This window comes from Comamonas sp. 4034, assembly GCF_050434545.1.
GTDB lineage: Bacteria > Pseudomonadota > Gammaproteobacteria > Burkholderiales > Burkholderiaceae_C > Comamonas > Comamonas odontotermitis.
In genome coordinates this window covers 193,801-210,541 of sequence record NZ_JBNDIT010000007.1, presented here as the reverse complement: position 1 = coordinate 210,541, position 16,741 = coordinate 193,801, and the positions used below count along the sequence as shown (strand labels likewise).

The 16,741-nt window shown below is 62.5% G+C and carries 16 protein-coding genes; 7 read left to right on the top strand and 9 right to left on the bottom strand.

Going from position 1 to position 16,741, the window contains the following annotated elements:
- Positions 1-269 precede the first annotated feature (269 nt).
- On the top strand, positions 270-1,373 hold the full coding sequence (locus tag ABIE32_RS10140; protein WP_429015708.1) for a diguanylate cyclase domain-containing protein: 1,104 nt from the start codon (positions 270-272) through the stop codon (positions 1,371-1,373).
- A 130-nt stretch (positions 1,374-1,503) separates the two neighbouring features.
- Here the strand turns inward: ABIE32_RS10140 and glmU are convergent, their stop codons facing one another.
- Positions 1,504-2,934 (bottom strand): bifunctional UDP-N-acetylglucosamine diphosphorylase/glucosamine-1-phosphate N-acetyltransferase GlmU, encoded by a 1,431-nt coding sequence (glmU, locus tag ABIE32_RS10135; RefSeq protein WP_429015705.1) that lies wholly within the window; start codon positions 2,932-2,934, stop codon positions 1,504-1,506.
- Positions 2,935-3,132: 198 nt separating this feature from the next.
- Complete coding sequence (locus ABIE32_RS10130) at positions 3,133-3,561, bottom strand: DUF2917 domain-containing protein (RefSeq protein WP_395023984.1); 429 nt, start codon at positions 3,559-3,561, stop codon at positions 3,133-3,135.
- A gap of 393 nt (positions 3,562-3,954) precedes the next feature.
- On the opposite strand from ABIE32_RS10130, the gene ABIE32_RS10125 reads away from it, so the two are divergent.
- The 3 genes from ABIE32_RS10125 (at position 3,955) to ABIE32_RS10115 (ending at position 6,184) form a co-directional block, all read left to right on the top strand.
- The gene (locus ABIE32_RS10125) at positions 3,955-4,932 is read left to right on the top strand and encodes a LysR substrate-binding domain-containing protein (RefSeq protein ID WP_395023983.1); all 978 of its coding nucleotides are present in this window, start codon (positions 3,955-3,957) and stop codon (positions 4,930-4,932) included.
- Positions 4,929-5,084: a hypothetical protein gene (locus tag ABIE32_RS10120; RefSeq protein WP_429015702.1), complete on the top strand. Its 156-nt coding sequence runs from the start codon at positions 4,929-4,931 to the stop codon at positions 5,082-5,084. Before ABIE32_RS10125 ends, ABIE32_RS10120 begins: the two co-directional genes overlap by 4 nt.
- A 119-nt stretch (positions 5,085-5,203) precedes the next feature.
- Positions 5,204-6,184 (top strand): Bug family tripartite tricarboxylate transporter substrate binding protein, encoded by a 981-nt coding sequence (locus ABIE32_RS10115; protein WP_429015701.1) that lies wholly within the window; start codon positions 5,204-5,206, stop codon positions 6,182-6,184.
- Positions 6,185-6,254: 70 nt separating this feature from the next.
- Here the strand turns inward: ABIE32_RS10115 and ABIE32_RS10110 are convergent, their stop codons facing one another.
- The 3 genes from ABIE32_RS10110 to tyrS all read right to left on the bottom strand — a co-directional run bounded on the left by ABIE32_RS10110 (position 6,255) and on the right by tyrS (position 9,670).
- Positions 6,255-6,707 (bottom strand): carboxymuconolactone decarboxylase family protein, encoded by a 453-nt coding sequence (locus ABIE32_RS10110; RefSeq protein ID WP_224150363.1) that lies wholly within the window; start codon positions 6,705-6,707, stop codon positions 6,255-6,257.
- Positions 6,708-6,903: 196 nt separating this feature from the next.
- Entirely contained in the window at positions 6,904-8,295 is a 1,392-nt protein-coding gene (locus ABIE32_RS10105) for an alpha/beta hydrolase family protein (protein WP_429015699.1), read from the bottom strand.
- Positions 8,296-8,437: 142 nt separating this feature from the next.
- Positions 8,438-9,670 (bottom strand): tyrosine--tRNA ligase, encoded by a 1,233-nt coding sequence (gene tyrS / locus ABIE32_RS10100; RefSeq protein ID WP_429015698.1) that lies wholly within the window; start codon positions 9,668-9,670, stop codon positions 8,438-8,440.
- A 254-nt stretch (positions 9,671-9,924) separates the two neighbouring features.
- Between tyrS and ABIE32_RS10095 the strand changes: the two genes are divergently transcribed.
- Complete coding sequence (locus ABIE32_RS10095; protein WP_429015697.1) at positions 9,925-11,280, top strand: peptidoglycan DD-metalloendopeptidase family protein; 1,356 nt, start codon at positions 9,925-9,927, stop codon at positions 11,278-11,280.
- A 95-nt stretch (positions 11,281-11,375) separates the two neighbouring features.
- Positions 11,376-12,497 carry an anhydro-N-acetylmuramic acid kinase gene (locus ABIE32_RS10090; RefSeq protein WP_429015696.1) on the top strand — a complete coding sequence of 374 codons (1,122 nt, stop codon included), beginning with the start codon at positions 11,376-11,378 and terminating at the stop codon, positions 12,495-12,497.
- 101 nt (positions 12,498-12,598) lie between these two features.
- Here the strand turns inward: ABIE32_RS10090 and mdtD are convergent, their stop codons facing one another.
- The 4 genes from mdtD to rplM all read right to left on the bottom strand — a co-directional run bounded on the left by mdtD (position 12,599) and on the right by rplM (position 15,537).
- The gene (gene mdtD / locus ABIE32_RS10085) at positions 12,599-14,023 is read right to left on the bottom strand and encodes a multidrug transporter subunit MdtD (RefSeq protein WP_224150368.1); all 1,425 of its coding nucleotides are present in this window, start codon (positions 14,021-14,023) and stop codon (positions 12,599-12,601) included.
- Between the two features lie 96 nt (positions 14,024-14,119).
- Positions 14,120-14,485 carry an iron-sulfur cluster insertion protein ErpA gene (gene erpA / locus ABIE32_RS10080; RefSeq protein WP_429015694.1) on the bottom strand — a complete coding sequence of 122 codons (366 nt, stop codon included), beginning with the start codon at positions 14,483-14,485 and terminating at the stop codon, positions 14,120-14,122.
- Positions 14,486-14,704: 219 nt separating this feature from the next.
- Positions 14,705-15,097 carry a 30S ribosomal protein S9 gene (gene rpsI, locus ABIE32_RS10075; protein ID WP_184711245.1) on the bottom strand — a complete coding sequence of 131 codons (393 nt, stop codon included), beginning with the start codon at positions 15,095-15,097 and terminating at the stop codon, positions 14,705-14,707.
- An 11-nt stretch (positions 15,098-15,108) separates the two neighbouring features.
- The gene (gene rplM / locus ABIE32_RS10070; protein WP_224150369.1) at positions 15,109-15,537 is read right to left on the bottom strand and encodes a 50S ribosomal protein L13; all 429 of its coding nucleotides are present in this window, start codon (positions 15,535-15,537) and stop codon (positions 15,109-15,111) included.
- A 310-nt stretch (positions 15,538-15,847) separates the two neighbouring features.
- Between rplM and ABIE32_RS10065 the strand changes: the two genes are divergently transcribed.
- A complete protein-coding gene (locus tag ABIE32_RS10065; protein ID WP_429015690.1) occupies positions 15,848-16,735 on the top strand; it encodes a 23S rRNA (adenine(2030)-N(6))-methyltransferase RlmJ in 888 nt (295 codons plus the stop codon).
- The last annotated feature ends 6 nt before the right edge of the window (positions 16,736-16,741 follow it).

Here is a 16,741-nt window from a genome sequence, read left to right as displayed (position 1 = left end):
CCACCGATGGATGCCTCCAGTAGCAATAGGTCAGGCCTCCAATGAAGCCCTTCGGCTATCAGACACCAGTTCGCATTCGCGCCGACACAGGATCACTACGGCATTTGAACCCACAGCCTGTCGAATATCACCGGTAACCATCCGCAACACCCTTGCCGCCTTGCGAGCGAAGCTTCATACTTACCATACGGGTATCAATTCGTAACTGGTTTTTGAAATTTGGGTCAGATAACCATCACGAGTTCACTCGTTGAGAAAGAGAGGTCCGCATGGAATACATCAACAACGACAGCACCTTGCAGCGAGGTCCATGGGGCCGCATGGTTCTCATGCTTGCCTGCGCGCTGGCTGCAGCAGGCGCCTTGTGGCAGCTGGATGCAGGCTGGCCCGCGTGGCTGGCCGTGGTGGCACCGGCGCTGCTATGGCCCGCATTGGCCCAATGGATGTCGCAGCGCAGCGGACAATCAGACAGCAACGATGTGATTCTTGCCTTTGTGGATGGCGTCATCATCGGCATCTGGATGGCGCTGACACATTTCAATCTGCTCGCCAGCCTCGTGATGCTGATGGTGCTGGTGCACAGCACTTTTGTGCTGCAAAGTGCGCGCCATGCCGTTCTCGTGGTCGCGGGCGCCATTGCTGGTCTGGCAGTCTGCGGCTTGCTCACTTCTTTTGCCATGCGGTACAACCCCGGCATAGCCGCCGTTCTGGGCAGCCTGCTGGGCCTGGCGATCTACCTGACGACGCAGGGCATCATCACCAGCCGACTACAGGACTCGCTGGTGCACAAGGAACAGATGCTGACCGTGATGCGCCGGGTGGATGCCATGACCGGATTTTTTGGCCGTGCCTACTGGAACGATCTGGCCGCACGCCTTTTCAGCTATGCAAGGCAAAAGGACATTCCCGCCTTCATGCTGGTGGTGGATGTGGACAACTTCCGCGACATCAACAGCCGCAAGGGCGAGACTGCAGGGGACGAAGTCATCATTGCCGTAGCCAACACCTTGCGTACCTGCGTGCGCCCCGGCGACGCTACCTGCCGCTTTGGTGGTGATTCGTTTGGCGTGCTGCTGTCGGGTGTGAACCTGGATGTGACCAACAAGATTGCCGACCGCATCCACAACCAGGTGCAGACGCGCCGCCTGCGGGACTGGCCCGATGTGCAGATCAACGTCAGCATCGGCATCGCCAGCCTGGCCAAGTACCACCAATCGGTAGAAGAATGGATCAAGCAGGCCGAAAGCGCGCTGGAGCAAGCCAAGGGAGCCCCGCGCATGCCTGCCGCCATGCCGGAGCTGGAGCCGATCTCTGCCGAACACCTGGCCGAGCTGGCAGGCAACCCCACCCCTTCGGCACCCGCCCGCGCCTGAGACCCAAGCGCTCACGCCAAAAAGCCCGCCAGTTCAACACGGCGGGCTTTTTGCTTTGGCCTGCGCACTGATCCGTTTGTGGCCCACCCCCAGCTGGGCTGGAATGCACCTCCACGGCTCGATTGCTTGCTTAATTGCCTGTTTTCTTGGCAGGCCGCGCCCAGTTGGCAATACTTACCTGCTTGCCCCGCGCCACGCTCAAGGCGCCGGGCGGCGTATTCTTGGTGATGGTAGATCCGCCGCCCACTGTGCCCCCTGCGCCTATGGTGACCGGCGCCACCAGCACGCAATTGCTGCCGATGTGTACATCTGCCTCGATCACCGTGCGGTGCTTGTTGGCGCCATCGTAGTTGGCGGTGATGCTGCCAGCGCCGTAATTGACGCGCTCGCCCACCGTGGCATCGCCCAGATAGGCCAAGTGGTTGGCCTTGGCGCCATCGGCCAGCGTGGAGTTTTTCACCTCGACGAAATTGCCGATGTGCACCTCACGCCCCAGTTGCGCGCCCGGGCGCAGACGCGCGAAAGGCCCAATCAGCGCACCTTCGCCAACACTGGCACCCAGCTTCTCGCCATCGATGTGGGTAAAGGGGTGAATCACAGCGCCCGCTGCAATGCTGGCGTTGCTGATATGGCAGTACGCACCGATCTGCGCACCGTCTCCAATGGATACCTCGCCGGTAAAGATGCAGCCCACATCAATGTCCACATCCTGTCCGCATGCCAATTGCGCGGGCACACCCCGGGCATCGTCGCGCACATCAAAGCGCGCTGGATCGGCCAGCCGCACGCCCTGCTCCATGAGCGCCCGGGCCGCTCGCACTTGGTGGGCACGCTCCAGCTCGGCCAGTTGCAAGGGGCTGTTGACTCCTGCCACCTGCAGCACATCGCCGATGCGGTGACCGACCACGGGCACGCCGTCTGCCACTGCCATGGCGACGATATCGGTCAGGTAGTACTCGCCCTGTGCATTGTTGTTGTTCAGCCTGGCCAACCAGGGTTTCAGGTGTTTGACCGGCACGGCCATGATGCCGCTGTAGATCTCGGCAATGGCCCGCTCGGCCTCCGTCGCGTCCTTTTGCTCGACGATGCGCTGCACGGTGCCTGCATCGTTGCGCACAATGCGACCGTAACCGGTCGGGTCGGGCATGGCAACCGTGAGCAGCGCCATCTTGTCGTTGCCAGCGGCGCGCAGCAGGTCTTGCAGGGTATCGGCCTGCGTGAGCGGTACATCGCCCGACAGAACCACCGCCATGCCATCGCCCGCCAAAGCCGGTACGGCCTGCTGCACGGCGTGGCCCGTTCCCAGCTGCGGCTCCTGCCGGACAAATTTCAGATCAAAAACAGCTCCGGCACCCGTCCCTTTTACGATGGCTGCTTCTACTTCTGCAGCGCCGTGCCCGGTGATCACCACGGCAGAGCGCGCCTGCAACTGGCCTGCCGTGTGCAGCACATGCTGCAGCAAAGCGCGCCCCGCCAGCTTCTGCAAAACCTTGGGATGGCGGCTTTTCATGCGCGTGCCTTTGCCCGCGGCCATGATGATGATGTCGAGTGGAGCAGTCATGGAGAATGAATGGGAGGCAACTCTATAGCGCTGCCAAATGGGAACAGAAGGACAAAACTGCGCAATTATCGCGCGCCAGCACCCCAGGCTGTGCTGGCGGGTACCCGATGCGACACCCTGAAACAAAACAGCCTGCACAAGGCAGGCTGTTGGCGTGTTGGGGATTACGCCGTCACGGCGTACTTGATGCGAGTCAACTCAGATGTTGTAGAGCATGCTGCCGTCGGTCTTGCCCCACTGGAAGCGGGAGAACCACTTGGCTGGCTGCTCGTCCAGATTGGGCTGACCGCCTTGGTTCTTGGGGAAGTGGTAGACCAGCGGCTCGCCGCCCTTGCCTTCCAGCACCACCGACTGACCCGCCTTGAGCTGCAGGGTCTGGCCCGCCTGCAGCACCACGTCGCCAGCCTTCTGGCCTGCTTCGTTGCTCAGACCCAGGCCCAGCGTGACCCAGGCAGCGCCTTGCGAGATACGCAGCACCGCATCGCGCTGGGGCACAAAGCTGGTGGCCTGACCAATGGACAGGCTGCGCATCTCTGCCGCTGCCGAAGCAGCACGACCGGAAGAACGCAGAGCGCCAGCACCCGCAATAGTGCCAGCGGACAGAACATGAGATGCAGACATTGCCATGGTATGGACTCCTTGCTGTAGAGCGCCCGAATGAAACATCGGGTTAACCCTAGACACGTATCTTCCTACGTAGCCTGTGCCCCGTCCAATGAATTAAAGAATGCGGATCCATGCGGGTTATGCATTAATGGTTTACCCTAGTATTTGGTGATTTTTGATACCAATGCAGAGGGGCAAAGCACTGTCAGCTATCAAAAAATGAGTACCAAAGGCCTTCTCGCCACCGACCCGTTCGGACTCCTGTGTGCTTCCTGCCACAGCAGGGGGTACATCCATGGGCGGCGAACCAGAAACGGGTACCGCGCCCACATAAAGCCTGAAAATGGCAGATCGCCTCTGCACTACGCCTTTGCTGGCTGGTGCAATGCCCCCGTGCCGACACTGCCATCCACCATGCCCGACGACGCCCAGCCGACATCGCCGCTCCGCACCCGCCCGATTGCTGTCGGCCACCTGCGCGCCTTTCTGGCCGTGGCTCGTTACCTGAACTTCCGCGCGGCAGCGGAAGAGCTGGCACTGACCCAATCGGCTGTCAGCCGACAAATTCAGGCGCTGGAAGACGAGGTGGGTGTTGCGCTCTTCCTGCGCCACACCCGTGCTGTGGAACTCACCAGTGCCGGTGCCCAGTTGCAGCGCGCCGTCACCCCGGCGCTGGAGCGCATCGATGCCTCCGTGCGCCTGATCCGCCAGACCAGCGGACGCAAAAGCGTGGCCATCACCACCTGGGCCAGCTTTGCGTCGATGTGGCTCATTCCGCGCATGGAAGCATTTCAGCGCGACAACCCCGAGATCGACATCCGCATCGACGCCACCGACAACGTGCTGGACCTGGAAACCTCCGATGTCGATCTGGCCCTGCGCTACAGCCTGCCCCAGCACGCCGCGCGCGGTGCACAGCGCCTGTTTGGCGAGCAGTTGGCCGTTGTCGCGAGCCCCTGGCTGCTCAAAAGCACAGCGCCTATCACCCAACCAGCCGATGTGGCCCGCCACACCCTGATCGAAGCGGGCGACGCCCACCGCCTGCAGCACCTGGACTGGCTGACCTGGGAGCGCTGGCTGGACCTGCACGGCTGCGCCAATCTGCAGCCCAAGCGCTGGCTGTTCCTCAACTACGCCCACCAGATTGCCCAGGCAGCCCTCACCGGCCAGGGCCTCGCGCTGGCACGCATGCCGCTCGTGGCTGATTCACTGGCCAGTGGCGACCTGGTCGAGGTGCTGCCCGAATTTCGCATGGACTCACCCCTCGCCTACTGGCTGCTGATCGGTCCGCGCAGCCAGCAGCGCCCCGAAGTCACCGCCTTCTGCGCCTGGCTGCAGCTGCAGGCCGCGGCAACGCGGGCGGCGATCGGGGACCGGCCAGAGATTGGATGAAAGACAAGAAAGACCCAGGCATCCACCACCACTTTCGGCGTGAAAGCAAAATCATGCTGTGGTGGCTGGTAGGCATTCCTGTGGTCTTGCTGATCGCGGGCTTGCTCGTGACGCCCGTAGTTCTTTGGTTTCTGAACCGCGCATCCTCTTGATACGCCCTGCGTATCACGCCGACCCAAATCGCACATAGACAGGCCCAGGAGCCCTCCCTACAGTCGGTTGTGACTGCGCCGCACAGGCGCGCAGCCCATAACGACAGCAGGAGACCGCCTTGAACACCTTCTTTACCCGCCGCGGCGCGCTTGCGCTGTGCGCCGCGAGCCTAGCCACCGCCTTCAGCCCTGTGCTGCACGCGCAGGATTTCCCCAGCAAGCCCATCAAATTCATCGTGCCCTTCGGGCCGGGCAGCGGCACCGATACGTCCGCGCGCTACTACAGCAAAAAGCTGCAGGAAGTGACCGGCCAGCCTGTAGTGGTGGAAAACCGGCCCGGTGGCAACGGGTTCATTGCCGTCAAGCAGGCCTTATCAGCCCCCGCCGATGGCTACACGGTGTTCATCGGCAGCAATTCCACCCTGGCGGTCAATACCGCGCTGTTCAAGGCCCTGCCCTACGATCCGCAAAAGGATTTTGCGCCGCTCACCATGCTGATGCGCTCCCCCGCCGTGGTGGTGGCACCCGGTGATGGCGAGGTGAAGACGCTGCGCGAACTGGTGGCCAAGGCGCAGGCTGCGCCGGGCAAGGTCAATTTTGGCGCCGGCTCGGCGGGCTACCAGTTGATGGGCGAATTGCTCAACGATGTGGCCAAGGTGCAGACCGTGCATGTGCCTTTCAAGGGCGCGGGCGAAGTGGCCACCGCCGTCGCAGGCCATACCGTGGACTATGCGTTTGCCGAAGCCACCTCGGTGCAGGAGCTGATCAAGGCCGGACGCCTCAGGGGCCTAGCTGTGGCATCGGATGCGCGCGTGCCCGCCCTGCCCCAGGTGCCGACCGCCAAAGAAGCGGGCCTGCCCGGCATCGAGGCCTATACCTGGGTGGGCGCGATGGTGAGCAGCAAGACGCCGCCCGACATTGCCGCCAAGCTGGCCGGCTGGTTCACCCAGATTGCCAGCTTGCCGGAAACCCAGCAGTTCTACGCCCACCTGGGCGCCACCGCCATGAGCGGCGGCCCGGAGCAGATGCGCAAGTTTCAGGCGGATGAGATTGCGCTGTGGAAGCGGATTGCCGCGCAGGCCAAGATCGAGCTGCAGTGAACTGAATACTATGTTTTCAGTAGCATTCAGCGCATACCACTAGGGTGCCATCGCTTGTTTTCGCCCCAAATCAAGCGGCCACAGGGTAGCGGCTGGAGATAGCCACGCGGTTCCACATGTTGATGACGATGGCCAGCCATTCGATGGAGGCGATCTCGGCGGGGCTCAATTGCGTGGCAGCTGCGGCGTACACCTCGTCGGGCAACTGGCCGTCTGCAATCTGGGTGATGGCCTCGGTCAGAGCCAGGCCAGCTTGCTCCTTGGCGCTGAAGTAGCCCGTCTCGCGCCAGCCGGGCAATACGGCCAGACGGTCAGCGCTTTCGCCCGAAGCCAGTGCGTCGCGCGAATGCATGCGCAGACAGAATGCGCAGCCATTGATCTGCGAGGCGCGCATCTTGATCAGGTGGGTGAAGCCCTCGCTCCAGCCCGCGTCGATGGCGGCCTTGGTGGCAAGCTCGTCGGTGGCTGCAACGGCTTTGTAGATGGCGGGAAGGGCTTTGCCCAGGTTGACGCGGTCTTGCATGGATGTCCTTTTAAACCAGTCTCTTAGAAGGTGTTGACGATAGCAGCGCGGCAGAATCCGAGTCCACGGCACGCCTTCACGCGCGCCGCTTCACGAACGCAAATAGAAACTATCTTTTTGATAGCAAAAAGCGCTTACCCATTGGTCGCCAGCGCCTGAAAACGGCATAACTGCGCGGACTGCACCCACGCGGCCCTCAAAGACGTGGGCCGGGCACCCGGTTGCCAATGGGCCGAGGCTGGTAGTCGGGTTCGATATGGCAGCCCGTGTTGCTGCTGGCCTTGCCCTCCTGCGTTACAGCCGGGCGCGATGCCTCCTGGGTACAGCGCTCGGCCACGCTGCGCGGCGTGGGCTTGTCGCCCTGGTCGATCCAGGCCAGCAAGCCCGTCATGGCGGCGCGGTATTCCGGGTCGCTCAGGTAGCTGTGGCCGCCCTCGCTGGTGTAGACCTGCACCAGCGTGCCAGCCGTGCCCGCCGCTTCGCGGATCTGCTGGTAGCTGTTGGCCAGCTCCACAAAAGCCGTCTGGTCGCGGATGCCACGCAGGGTGACGGTGGGCAGCTGCGTGCGGCCCGTGGGGCGGCTGTCCGCCAGCAACTGGCCCACGGCCTGCGGGTCGGCTGCGTAGCGCAGCACGCCTGCGTTGAGCTGCTGCTGCGCCTGTGCATCCACACCCTGGTAATAGGTACGGGTGTTGTCAAAGGGGTTGCGGTCGCCCAGGCGGTGCTGCGTCAGATCGCGGAAGAGAAAAGTCGCCCAGTTCAGGTGGCCGTTCAGGCTTTTCTCGGTGACGGGCACCGCCGCCAGAATGCCCTGCAGGCGCCGGGCCTGCTCAGGCGTGCGCTCGGCTGCAGGTTTGTCAATGCCCGTGCAGTCGTGCACGCGGCGCTCCAGCTCGGCGCGCGTCATGGTGCTGCCAGCGGGCAACCCCTGCCACAGCGGGTACTGCGGCTCACTGGGCAGCGGGTGGTTTTGGCAGTAGTACTGGTAGACCGCGCGCAGATCCAGCCGCATGGTGTAGGCATCGATGCCACCGCCCAGCACGCCGCTGGTGAGCAACACACCGTCGAACGCGGGACGGCCGGATTGACCCACCGGCTGACTGCCGTACCGCTCTGCCGCAACCGATGCCACACCGCCGCCATAGCTTTGGCCGTGCAGCACCATGCGGCGCGGCTGGCCGAACCGCTGCACAAACCACTGGCGCAGATCCTCCATGTCGTCTGCCGCCATCGTCACGCCGTACCCCCCGCGCCGGTAGCTGGTGCCCGCCCAGGCGTAGCCGGTGGCCGACATCACCGCCCAGCGGGTGGCGTCCTCCTCCACCCGCTTGATGCTGGCCTTGCCCAGGCTGGGGCCGCCGTGGGCGTGCATCACTGCTACGCCTTGCGCTGCCTGCCAGCCCGCTGGAATGATGGCCATCACCTGCGCGCCGGAAGGCATTGCAGCGGTAAAGCAATGCGCGTCGGCAGGCACCGAAGGCGGGCAGGCGGCAGCCGCAGGCTCGGCACCGGCGCGCGCCCAGACCGCAGCGGGCATGCCCAGCGCCAAGGCAAGCGCCCACAAGGCTTGGGGTTTGTTTTTTTGCATGAATCAGGCCTTCCTGGCTTTGCTGGAGCGCGCCAGCAGCTATGAAAATAGGAGTTCGGATAGAAAAAGAGCCGCCCCCATTGGAGGAGCGGCTCTTTTATAGAACAACCAGCCCTGCAAGGCCAGCCCGGCAGGCCCAGCTTTACGCCAGCGTTACCCGCGCAAACTTGCGTTTACCCACTTGCACCACAAAAGTGCCGGCATCCAGCTTGAGCGCCTTGTCACTGACGACAGAGCCATCGATGCGCACGCCACCACCGTCGATCAGGCGATTGGCTTCGCTGCTCGATGGCGCAAGGCCCGCCTGCTTGAGCAAGGCACCAATGCCGAGCGGCGCACCGCTCAGGGTGACTTCAGGGATTTCGTCGGGAATGCCGCCCTTGCTGCGGTTGATGAAATCCTGCTCAGCCGCTTCGGCTGCCGCGCCGCTGTGGAAGCGCGCAGTGATTTCCTTGGCCAGCATGACCTTGGCGTCCTTGGGGTTGCGGCCACCTTCGATTTCCAGCTTGAGCGAGGCAATTTCCGGCAGGCTCATGAAGGACAACAGGGTGAACCAGTCCCACATCAGGTCGTCCGAGATCGACAGCACCTTGGCGAACATAGTGTTGGCGTCTTCAGTGATGCCGATGTAGTTGTTCTTGGACTTGGACATCTTGTGCACGCCATCCAGCCCCACGAGCAGCGGCATGGTCAGCACGCACTGCGGCTCCTGCTGGTATTCCATCTGCAGGTGGCGGCCCATCAGCAGGTTGAATTTCTGGTCGGTGCCGCCGAGCTCCAGGTCGCTCTTGAGCGCGACCGAGTCGTAGCCCTGCAGCAGCGGATAGAGGAATTCGTGCAGGCTGATGGAGCTGCCTTCTGTAAAGCGTTGGTGAAAGTCGTTACGCTCCATCATGCGGGCCACGGTGTACTTGGCCGACAGCTCGATCATGCCGCGCGCGCCCAGCTTGTCGCTCCACTCGCTGTTGTAGCGCAGCTCGGTCTTGCTCGGGTCCAGCACCTTGTAGGCCTGCTCGCGGTAGGTTTCGGCGTTCACCTTGATCTGCTCGGCCGTCAGCGGCGGGCGCGTGCTGTTGCGGCCAGAAGGGTCGCCGATCAGGGTGGTGAAGTCGCCGATCAGGAAGATCACGGTATGGCCCAGATCCTGCAGCTGGCGCATCTTGTTGAGCACCACGGTGTGGCCGATGTGAATGTCGGGCGCCGTCGGATCGAGGCCGAGCTTGATGCGCAGGGGCACGCCCGTGGCTTCCGATTTGGCCAGCTTCTTGATCCAGTCTTCCTGAGGCAGCAGCTCGTCCACCCCACGCAGGCTGACCTGCAAAGCCTCCTGTACGCGGTCGGTCACGGAATAAGTTGTAACAGTCGATTGATTCATATGGGGTTTCTCAGGTTGCCCAAAAAGCAAGGGGCGTTATACTCAGCCCCTTGTTTTGCAGCGTTTTATTCTAGTCGCGTCTGTCAGACGTCGCCTGTAGTGGTAGAAAGCCACAGTTGTTGACACTGCATCCATCCATTTTTTGTGCCCTTTTGTCACGGACCGTGCAGATCAGCGCGGTCGATTTTTGTGTCCCGCTGTCGCAAAGCGCATGTGGCCTGGCAAAACTGCATACCGTTTATCGGGATTGAACATTGAACAACGGATTCATCACGGCAGGCCACGCCATCGCGCGCCAGCTCGTCAATACCGCCCAACAACACCCAAAGCGCATTGCGGCCGCCCTGGCTGTTCTGCTGATGACCGCCGGCGGCGGTGCCTTCGCCGTGGCCCAGCTGGGCCCCAACCCGGCAGACATGCCGGTGCACACGGTGGAATACAGCGTTCCTTCGCTGGCTTCGGAGTTCTCCATTGCAGACCTGGTCGATGGGCCAGGTTTTTCTTTGTACCGCACCGATGAAGTACGCGGCAACGATACCCCGGAGTCGCTGCTGCGCCGCCTGGGCGTTGCCGATCCGGCTGCTGCCGCCTTCATCCGCAGCAATGCCAAGGCCCGCGCCGCCATCATCGGCAAGGCAGGCCGCCAGATCACCGCAGAAACCACCAACACCCATGAGCTGACGGCCCTGACCGTGCGCTGGGCAGGTGAGAGCAGCGAGGTCTTCCAGCGCTTCACCATCCGCAAGAACGGTCGGCAGTTCGACACCATCACCGAATTCGTGCCACTCTCCCGAGGTACACGCTTGGCCGGTGGCGTCATCCGCAGCTCGCTGTATGCATCTACCGATGCAGCCAACATCCCGGACAACGTGGCCAACCAGATGGCCGATGTGTTTGGCGACAAGATCGATTTCCGCCGCGCGCTGCGCCCGGGCGACCGCTTCTCGCTGGTCTACGAAACCCTGGAAGCCGACGGTGAAATCCTGCGCTCTGGGCGCCTGTTGAGTGCCGAGTTCCGCAACAACGGCAAGACGCACGAGGCGCTGTGGTTCCAGCCCTCGCCCAAGGTCAAGGGCGATTACTACAATTTCGCAGGTGACAGCAACCAGCGCACCTACATCGGCTCGCCGGTCAAGTTCACCCGCGTCTCCAGCGCATTTGCCATGCGTCTGCACCCCATCCACAAGACCTGGAGCGCCCACAAGGGCACCGACCTGGCCGCCCCGCAGGGCACCCCTGTGCGCACCGTGGGCGACGGCGTGGTCACCTTTGCCGGTGTGCAGAACGGCTACGGCAATGTGATCTACATCGATCACGGCAACAAGCACGAAACCGTGTACGCCCACCTCAGCCGCATCGAGGTCAAGCAAGGCGAAAAAGTGACCCAGGGCGAGGAAATCGGCGCCGTGGGCCAAACCGGCTGGGCAACCGGCCCGCATCTGCATTTCGAGTTCCGCGTGGCAGGTGACCAGGTCGATCCGCTCGCCATGGTGGCCAACAGCGAAACCAACCAGCCGATCAACAAGCAGTCGCGTCCGGCATTCGATGCGCTCTCCAAGAGCATGCGCCTCGCCCTCAATACGCAGATGGAGTCGCTGGCTGGCGAATAGGCTGCCGCCGCGTACAACACAGTCCAAGTACACCCCAAGGCCCCAGCGATACGCTATCGTTGGGGCCTTTGGTTTTGGTAGGGAATACTGCAGTCATGACTGAACGTTTTATCGGCCTGATGTCCGGCACCTCACTTGACGGTGCAGACGGTGTGCTGGCCCAGTTCGAGCAGGGGCAACTGCAGGTGCAGCAGTTCGCCACCGCTCCATTTTCCGCAGCACTTCGCGCTGAATTGCTGGCGCTCAATAGCGCCGGTGACAACGAACTGCACCGCGCAGCCCTCGCCGCCAACGCCCTGGCACGCTGCTACGCTGGCGTGGTGCACGCCCTGCTGCAAGGCAGCGGCTTGCAGGCTTCGGACATAACCGCCATCGGCGCCCATGGCCAGACGGTGCGCCACCAGCCAGGCCTGTGGGATGGCACCGGCTACACCCTGCAGATCAACAGCCCGGCGCTGCTGGCCGAGCTGACCGGCATCCCCGTGGTGGCCGATTTCCGCAGCCGCGATGTGGCTGCGGGCGGCCAGGGAGCGCCGCTGGTGCCCGCCTTCCACCAGGGCGTGTTTGGCGCGCCGGGGGCGTTGCGCTGGGTGCTCAATATCGGCGGCATCTCGAATGTGAGCCGCCTCGATCTGCGAACGGAAAGCGATGTCCGTGGCTGGGATTGCGGCCCAGGCAATGCGCTGATGGACCACTGGTGCCACCACCACACCGGCAAGCCCTACGATGATGGCGGGCGCTGGGCCGCCTCAGGACAGGTGATTCCCGCCCTGCTGGCCGCCCTGATGGCTGAGCCCTTTCTGGCCCAGCAACCGCCCAAGAGCACCGGGCGCGACCTGTTCAACCCTGCGTGGCTGGCGCCGCTGCTGGCCGCACATGCTGCAGGGGCTGCTCCCGCCAATGTGCAAGCCACCCTTGCCGAGTTCACCGCCCAGGCCATTGCCCAGGACATGCAGCGCCATGGCGCTGCCCCTGGCCAGCAACTGGCCGTGTGTGGTGGTGGTGCGCTCAATCAGCACCTGATGCAACGCCTTGCCGCCCTGCTACCCGGCATACAGGTGGGCAGCACGGCCACCCATGGCCTGCCGCCGCTGCAAGTGGAAGCCGCCGCTTTTGCGTGGCTGGCACACCAATGCTGGCACGGCCTGCCAGGCAACCTGCCAGCGGTAACCGGTGCACGCGGGCCGCGTGTGCTGGGGGCCATCTATCCCGCCTGAGCGCGCAAGCTATCGTTTTCATAGCAATCAGCGCTCACCCATCAGACGCTGATTGTCACTTTCAATGGAAATCACTGGGTTCGCGCCACGTGCCAATGCGATCAGGCATCACCGCCATCGGGTGCAGGCTTGACCGGCTCGTCCTTGTCCAACTGGCTGAACACCAGGGTGGCGGCCAAGGTCATCAGCGCCACCGTCATGAAGGTGGCGTGGATGGCCCGCAATGACTTGGCCGGGTCGGCCTGCCACATCTCCGCGTAACCTGACAGCAAGGCCCCGGCCAGCGCCACGCCGATGCCCATGGCCAGCATCTGCACCATCGACAGCAGGCTGTTGCCGCTGCTGGCAAATTCGCCATCCAGGTCTTTCAGAGTGACCGAGTTCATCGCCGAGAACTGCATGGAGTTGAAGCCACCAAAGATAAACAGTTGCAGCAGCAACAACCAGGTGGGCTGGCCAGGAACCGTCCAGCCAAACGTCGCCAGCATCAAGGCCACCATGATGGAGTTGACCTGCAGCACACGGCGGTAGCCAAAACGCTGTACGGTCTGCACCGCAATGCGCTTGACCAGCATACTCCCCAGCACCGTGGCCAGCATCATCAGGCCCGCGTTCATCGGTGCAAGGCCCAGGCCCACCTGCAGCAGCAATGGAATCAGAAATGGCGCCGCCCCTGTACCGAAGCGGGCAAACAGATTGCCCAACAGCCCCACCCGCAGCGAGCGCACGCGGAACAGCACCGGTGCAAACAACGGCTCGGGCACGCGCAGCGCGTGCATCCAGTAGCTGGCAAGGCTTGCAAGGCCGAACACCATCAGCACCACCACCAGCGCCATGCCCAGGCCCATGCCAGACATGCCGTCCAGCGCCACCGAAATCGCCACCATGCCAAATGACAGCAGCGCGTATCCCACGCCATCGAACTGGCGCTGCAAAACCGGAGCGCTCTCGGGCATCCAGCGCCTGGTCGCCCAGATGCCGAACAGGCCGACCGGCACATTGATCCAGAAAATCCAGTTCCAGGTTGCCACCTCCACCAGCCAGCCGCCCAGCGTCGGGCCCAGCAGCGGGCCTACCTGGCCCGGAATGGCGATGAAGCTCATCGCCCGGATGAAATCCCCCTTGGGGTGGCTGCGTAGCACCGCCAGCCGCCCCACCGGCAGCATCATGGCGCCCCCGACACCCTGCACCACGCGCGCGGCAATAAGAAAGCCCAGACTCGGCGAGAGCGCGCACAACACCGACCCCAATACAAACAGGCCAATAGCCCACATGAACACCCGTTTGGTGCCAAACCGGTCAGCCACCCACCCGGAGGCCGGAATCAGCATGGCCGTGGTGAGTGAATAGGCCACGATCACCGACTGCATCTTCAAGGGGCTTTGCCCGAGCGAACGCGCCATCGCTGGCAGCGCCGTGTTCAAGATGGTGGCATCCAGCGACTGCAGGAAGAAGGCAATCGCCACCAGCCAGAGCAGGCGCTCCTTGTGCGGCGCCAGAGGTGCACGGGTGATTTCAGCGGGCATAGGCAAAACAAAAGCCGCTGGCAGGCAGCGGCTTGGAAGATGGTGGTGGGAAGGCTGTTGGTGGTGTAGCGCCTTCCTGCATGGGCAGCGTCTGGCTTATACCGAGAAGCTCGAGCCGCAGCCGCAGGTGGAGGAGGCGTTCGGATTCTTGATCACGAACTGCGCGCCCTGCAGGTCTTCCTTGTAGTCGATCTCGGCACCCAGCAGGTACTGGTAGCTCATCGCGTCGATCAGCAGCGACACGCCATTCTTGGTCATGGTGGTGTCGTCGTCGTTGGCGATTTCATCGAAGGTAAAGCCGTACTGGAAACCCGAGCAGCCGCCGCCTTGCACAAACACGCGGAGCTTCAGATCAGGGTTGCCCTCTTCGGCAATCAGGTCGGCCACCTTGGCCGCTGCACTGTCGGTAAAGACAATGGGGGCGGGCATTTCTGCCACGGAGGTTTCAGCAACTTCGCTCATGGGAGGCGACTCCAGTCAATATTTGGTAATTGGAAAGGATGGTACCGCAATCAGTCGTCTGGCGCTGCAGCGCGAGGGGGTGACGCCAATTGCAGTGTGGGAATTGGGCCACGCAGGCTGCCGCCTGGACCGGGCCGCTGAAATGCAAGCCACAGCGCAATGGGGCGGCCATAAAAAAACCGTCCCGAGGGACGGCTTTTCGAGGCAAGTAGCCAGCAATTAACGCTTGGAGAACTGCTTTGCGCGGCGTGCAGAACGCAGACCGACCTTCTTACGCTCGACTTCACGTGCATCACGGGTCACATAGCCGGCTTGGCTCAGCTGTGGCTTCAGTGCTGCATCGTAGTCGATCAGAGCGCGGGTGATGCCGTGGCGGGTAGCACCGGCTTGGCCGGATTCACCGCCGCCGTGCACATTGACCTGAATGTCGAAAGCTTCGACATTGCCGGTCAGCACCAGGGGCTGCTTTGCGATCATGATGGAGGTTTCACGGCCGAAGTACTGTTGAATGTCTTTGCCATTCACAGTGATCTTGCCGGAGCCCTTCTTCAGAAACACACGGGCGACGCTGGACTTGCGACGGCCGGTGCCATTGTTCCAATCACCAATCATCTCAAGACTCCTTAGATATCCAGCACTTTAGGCTGTTGAGCGGTGTGAGGGTGCTCAGCACCACCGTAGACCTTCAGCTTCTTGATCATGGCGTAGCCCAGAGGACCCTTGGGCAGCATGCCCTTGACAGCCTTCTCCAGAGCACGGCCAGGGAACTTGGCTTGCAGGTCACGGAAATTGGTTGCCGTGATGCCGCCAGGGAAACCCGAGTGACGGTAGTACACCTTGTCCGTGTTCTTGGTACCAGTGACCTTGAGCTTGGAAGCGTTGATGATGACGATGTAGTCACCGGTGTCAACGTGAGGTGTGTAAATGGCCTTGTGCTTGCCGCGCAGACGGAGTGCCACTTCGCTGGCGACACGTCCGAGCACCTTATCGGTGGCGTCAATCACAAACCACTCGTGTTGCACCTCAGCGGGTTTTGCGCTGAATGTAGACATGAGATTTCTCTTTCAATAGAGGGTTTGGCAGGCCCTTTTCCGCGGTCGGTGCTTCTTCTTGATACCGGCAGCCCTATGGATTGCCGGTACAGGAAGCCTCTTAGGCGGGGATATGGCTGGCTCGCGCAGATGTCTGCACAAGACGGCCATGCTTCGCCGCGGGACCCATAAATCGCTGCGAAGCCCTCCATTATAAAAGCATCGGCTGCGGCCGTAAAGTACCCATTCACGTTGCAGACCAGGGGTTTTGGAGATCAACATGCCCCTTTGGCGCGGTTGCAGCCTCCAAGATCGCTACCATTGGCGCCCTATGTTCAGTTACCGCCACGCCTTCCATGCCGGCAATCACGCCGATGTGCTCAAGCACACGACCCTGATTGCCATCTTGCAATACCTCACGCAAAAGGACGCTGCGCTGGCGGTACTGGACACCCATGCCGGTGCAGGGCTGTACCGGCTGGATGGCGACTACGCCACCACCAGTGCAGAATCGAATGAAGGCATCTTTCGCCTGGAGGGTGCAGAAAACCTGTGCCCGCTGCTCCAGGACTATGTGGACATGGTGGCCGCCTTCAACCACAGCACCACGGTCAAGGTCTACCCGGGCTCGCCCTTCATCACGCAGCGTCTGCTGCGCGAGCACGACAAGCTCAAGCTGTTTGAGCTGCACCCCACGGACTTCCGTTCGCTCTCGGGCAACATCGCCCAACTCAAAGCCGGTCGCCAGGTGCAGGTGCTGATGGAAGACAGTTTTGACGGCATCAAGAAGTTTCTGCCGCCACCGTCGCGCCGCGCGCTGGTGCTGTGCGACCCCAGCTATGAATTGAAGAGCGACTACGGCCGCGTGCTGGACATGGTGACGGACAGCCTGCAGCGCTTTCCCACCGGCACCTACGCCGTCTGGTACCCGATCATCCCGCGCCAGGAAGCGCACGATCTGCCGCGCCGTCTCAAGACCCTGGCCAACAAGGCAGGCAAGAGCTGGCTGAATGCCGAATTGACGGTCAAGTCCAGCAAGATCACCGCAGCCATGCGCCAAGGCGAAGAAAAGCGGCCCGGTCTGCCTGCCAGTGGCATGTTCATCATCAACCCGCCCTATGTGCTGCAAGACCAGCTGAAGCAAGCCTTGCCCCAGATGGCAGAGTTGCTGCAGCAGGACAGCAACGCCGGGTACACGCTCGAGAGCGGCGGCCATTGATATCGG

Coding starts and splice junctions, on each gene's coding strand:
- glmU (WP_429015705.1), bottom strand. CDS start 2,934: ATGACTGCTCCACTCGACATCATCATCATGGCCGCGGGCAAAGGCACG.
- ABIE32_RS10090 (WP_429015696.1), top strand. CDS start 11,376: ATGACTGAACGTTTTATCGGCCTGATGTCCGGCACCTCACTTGACGGT.
- mdtD (WP_224150368.1), bottom strand. CDS start 14,023: ATGCCCGCTGAAATCACCCGTGCACCTCTGGCGCCGCACAAGGAGCGC.
- tyrS (WP_429015698.1), bottom strand. CDS start 9,670: ATGAATCAATCGACTGTTACAACTTATTCCGTGACCGACCGCGTACAG.
- ABIE32_RS10065 (WP_429015690.1), top strand. CDS start 15,848: ATGTTCAGTTACCGCCACGCCTTCCATGCCGGCAATCACGCCGATGTG.
- ABIE32_RS10105 (WP_429015699.1), bottom strand. CDS start 8,295: ATGCAAAAAAACAAACCCCAAGCCTTGTGGGCGCTTGCCTTGGCGCTG.
- ABIE32_RS10130 (WP_395023984.1), bottom strand. CDS start 3,561: ATGGCAATGTCTGCATCTCATGTTCTGTCCGCTGGCACTATTGCGGGT.
- rplM (WP_224150369.1), bottom strand. CDS start 15,537: ATGTCTACATTCAGCGCAAAACCCGCTGAGGTGCAACACGAGTGGTTT.
- ABIE32_RS10110 (WP_224150363.1), bottom strand. CDS start 6,707: ATGCAAGACCGCGTCAACCTGGGCAAAGCCCTTCCCGCCATCTACAAA.
- rpsI (WP_184711245.1), bottom strand. CDS start 15,097: ATGATTGGTGATTGGAACAATGGCACCGGCCGTCGCAAGTCCAGCGTC.
- ABIE32_RS10140 (WP_429015708.1), top strand. CDS start 270: ATGGAATACATCAACAACGACAGCACCTTGCAGCGAGGTCCATGGGGC.
- erpA (WP_429015694.1), bottom strand. CDS start 14,485: ATGAGCGAAGTTGCTGAAACCTCCGTGGCAGAAATGCCCGCCCCCATT.
- ABIE32_RS10120 (WP_429015702.1), top strand. CDS start 4,929: ATGAAAGACAAGAAAGACCCAGGCATCCACCACCACTTTCGGCGTGAA.
- ABIE32_RS10125 (WP_395023983.1), top strand. CDS start 3,955: ATGCCCGACGACGCCCAGCCGACATCGCCGCTCCGCACCCGCCCGATT.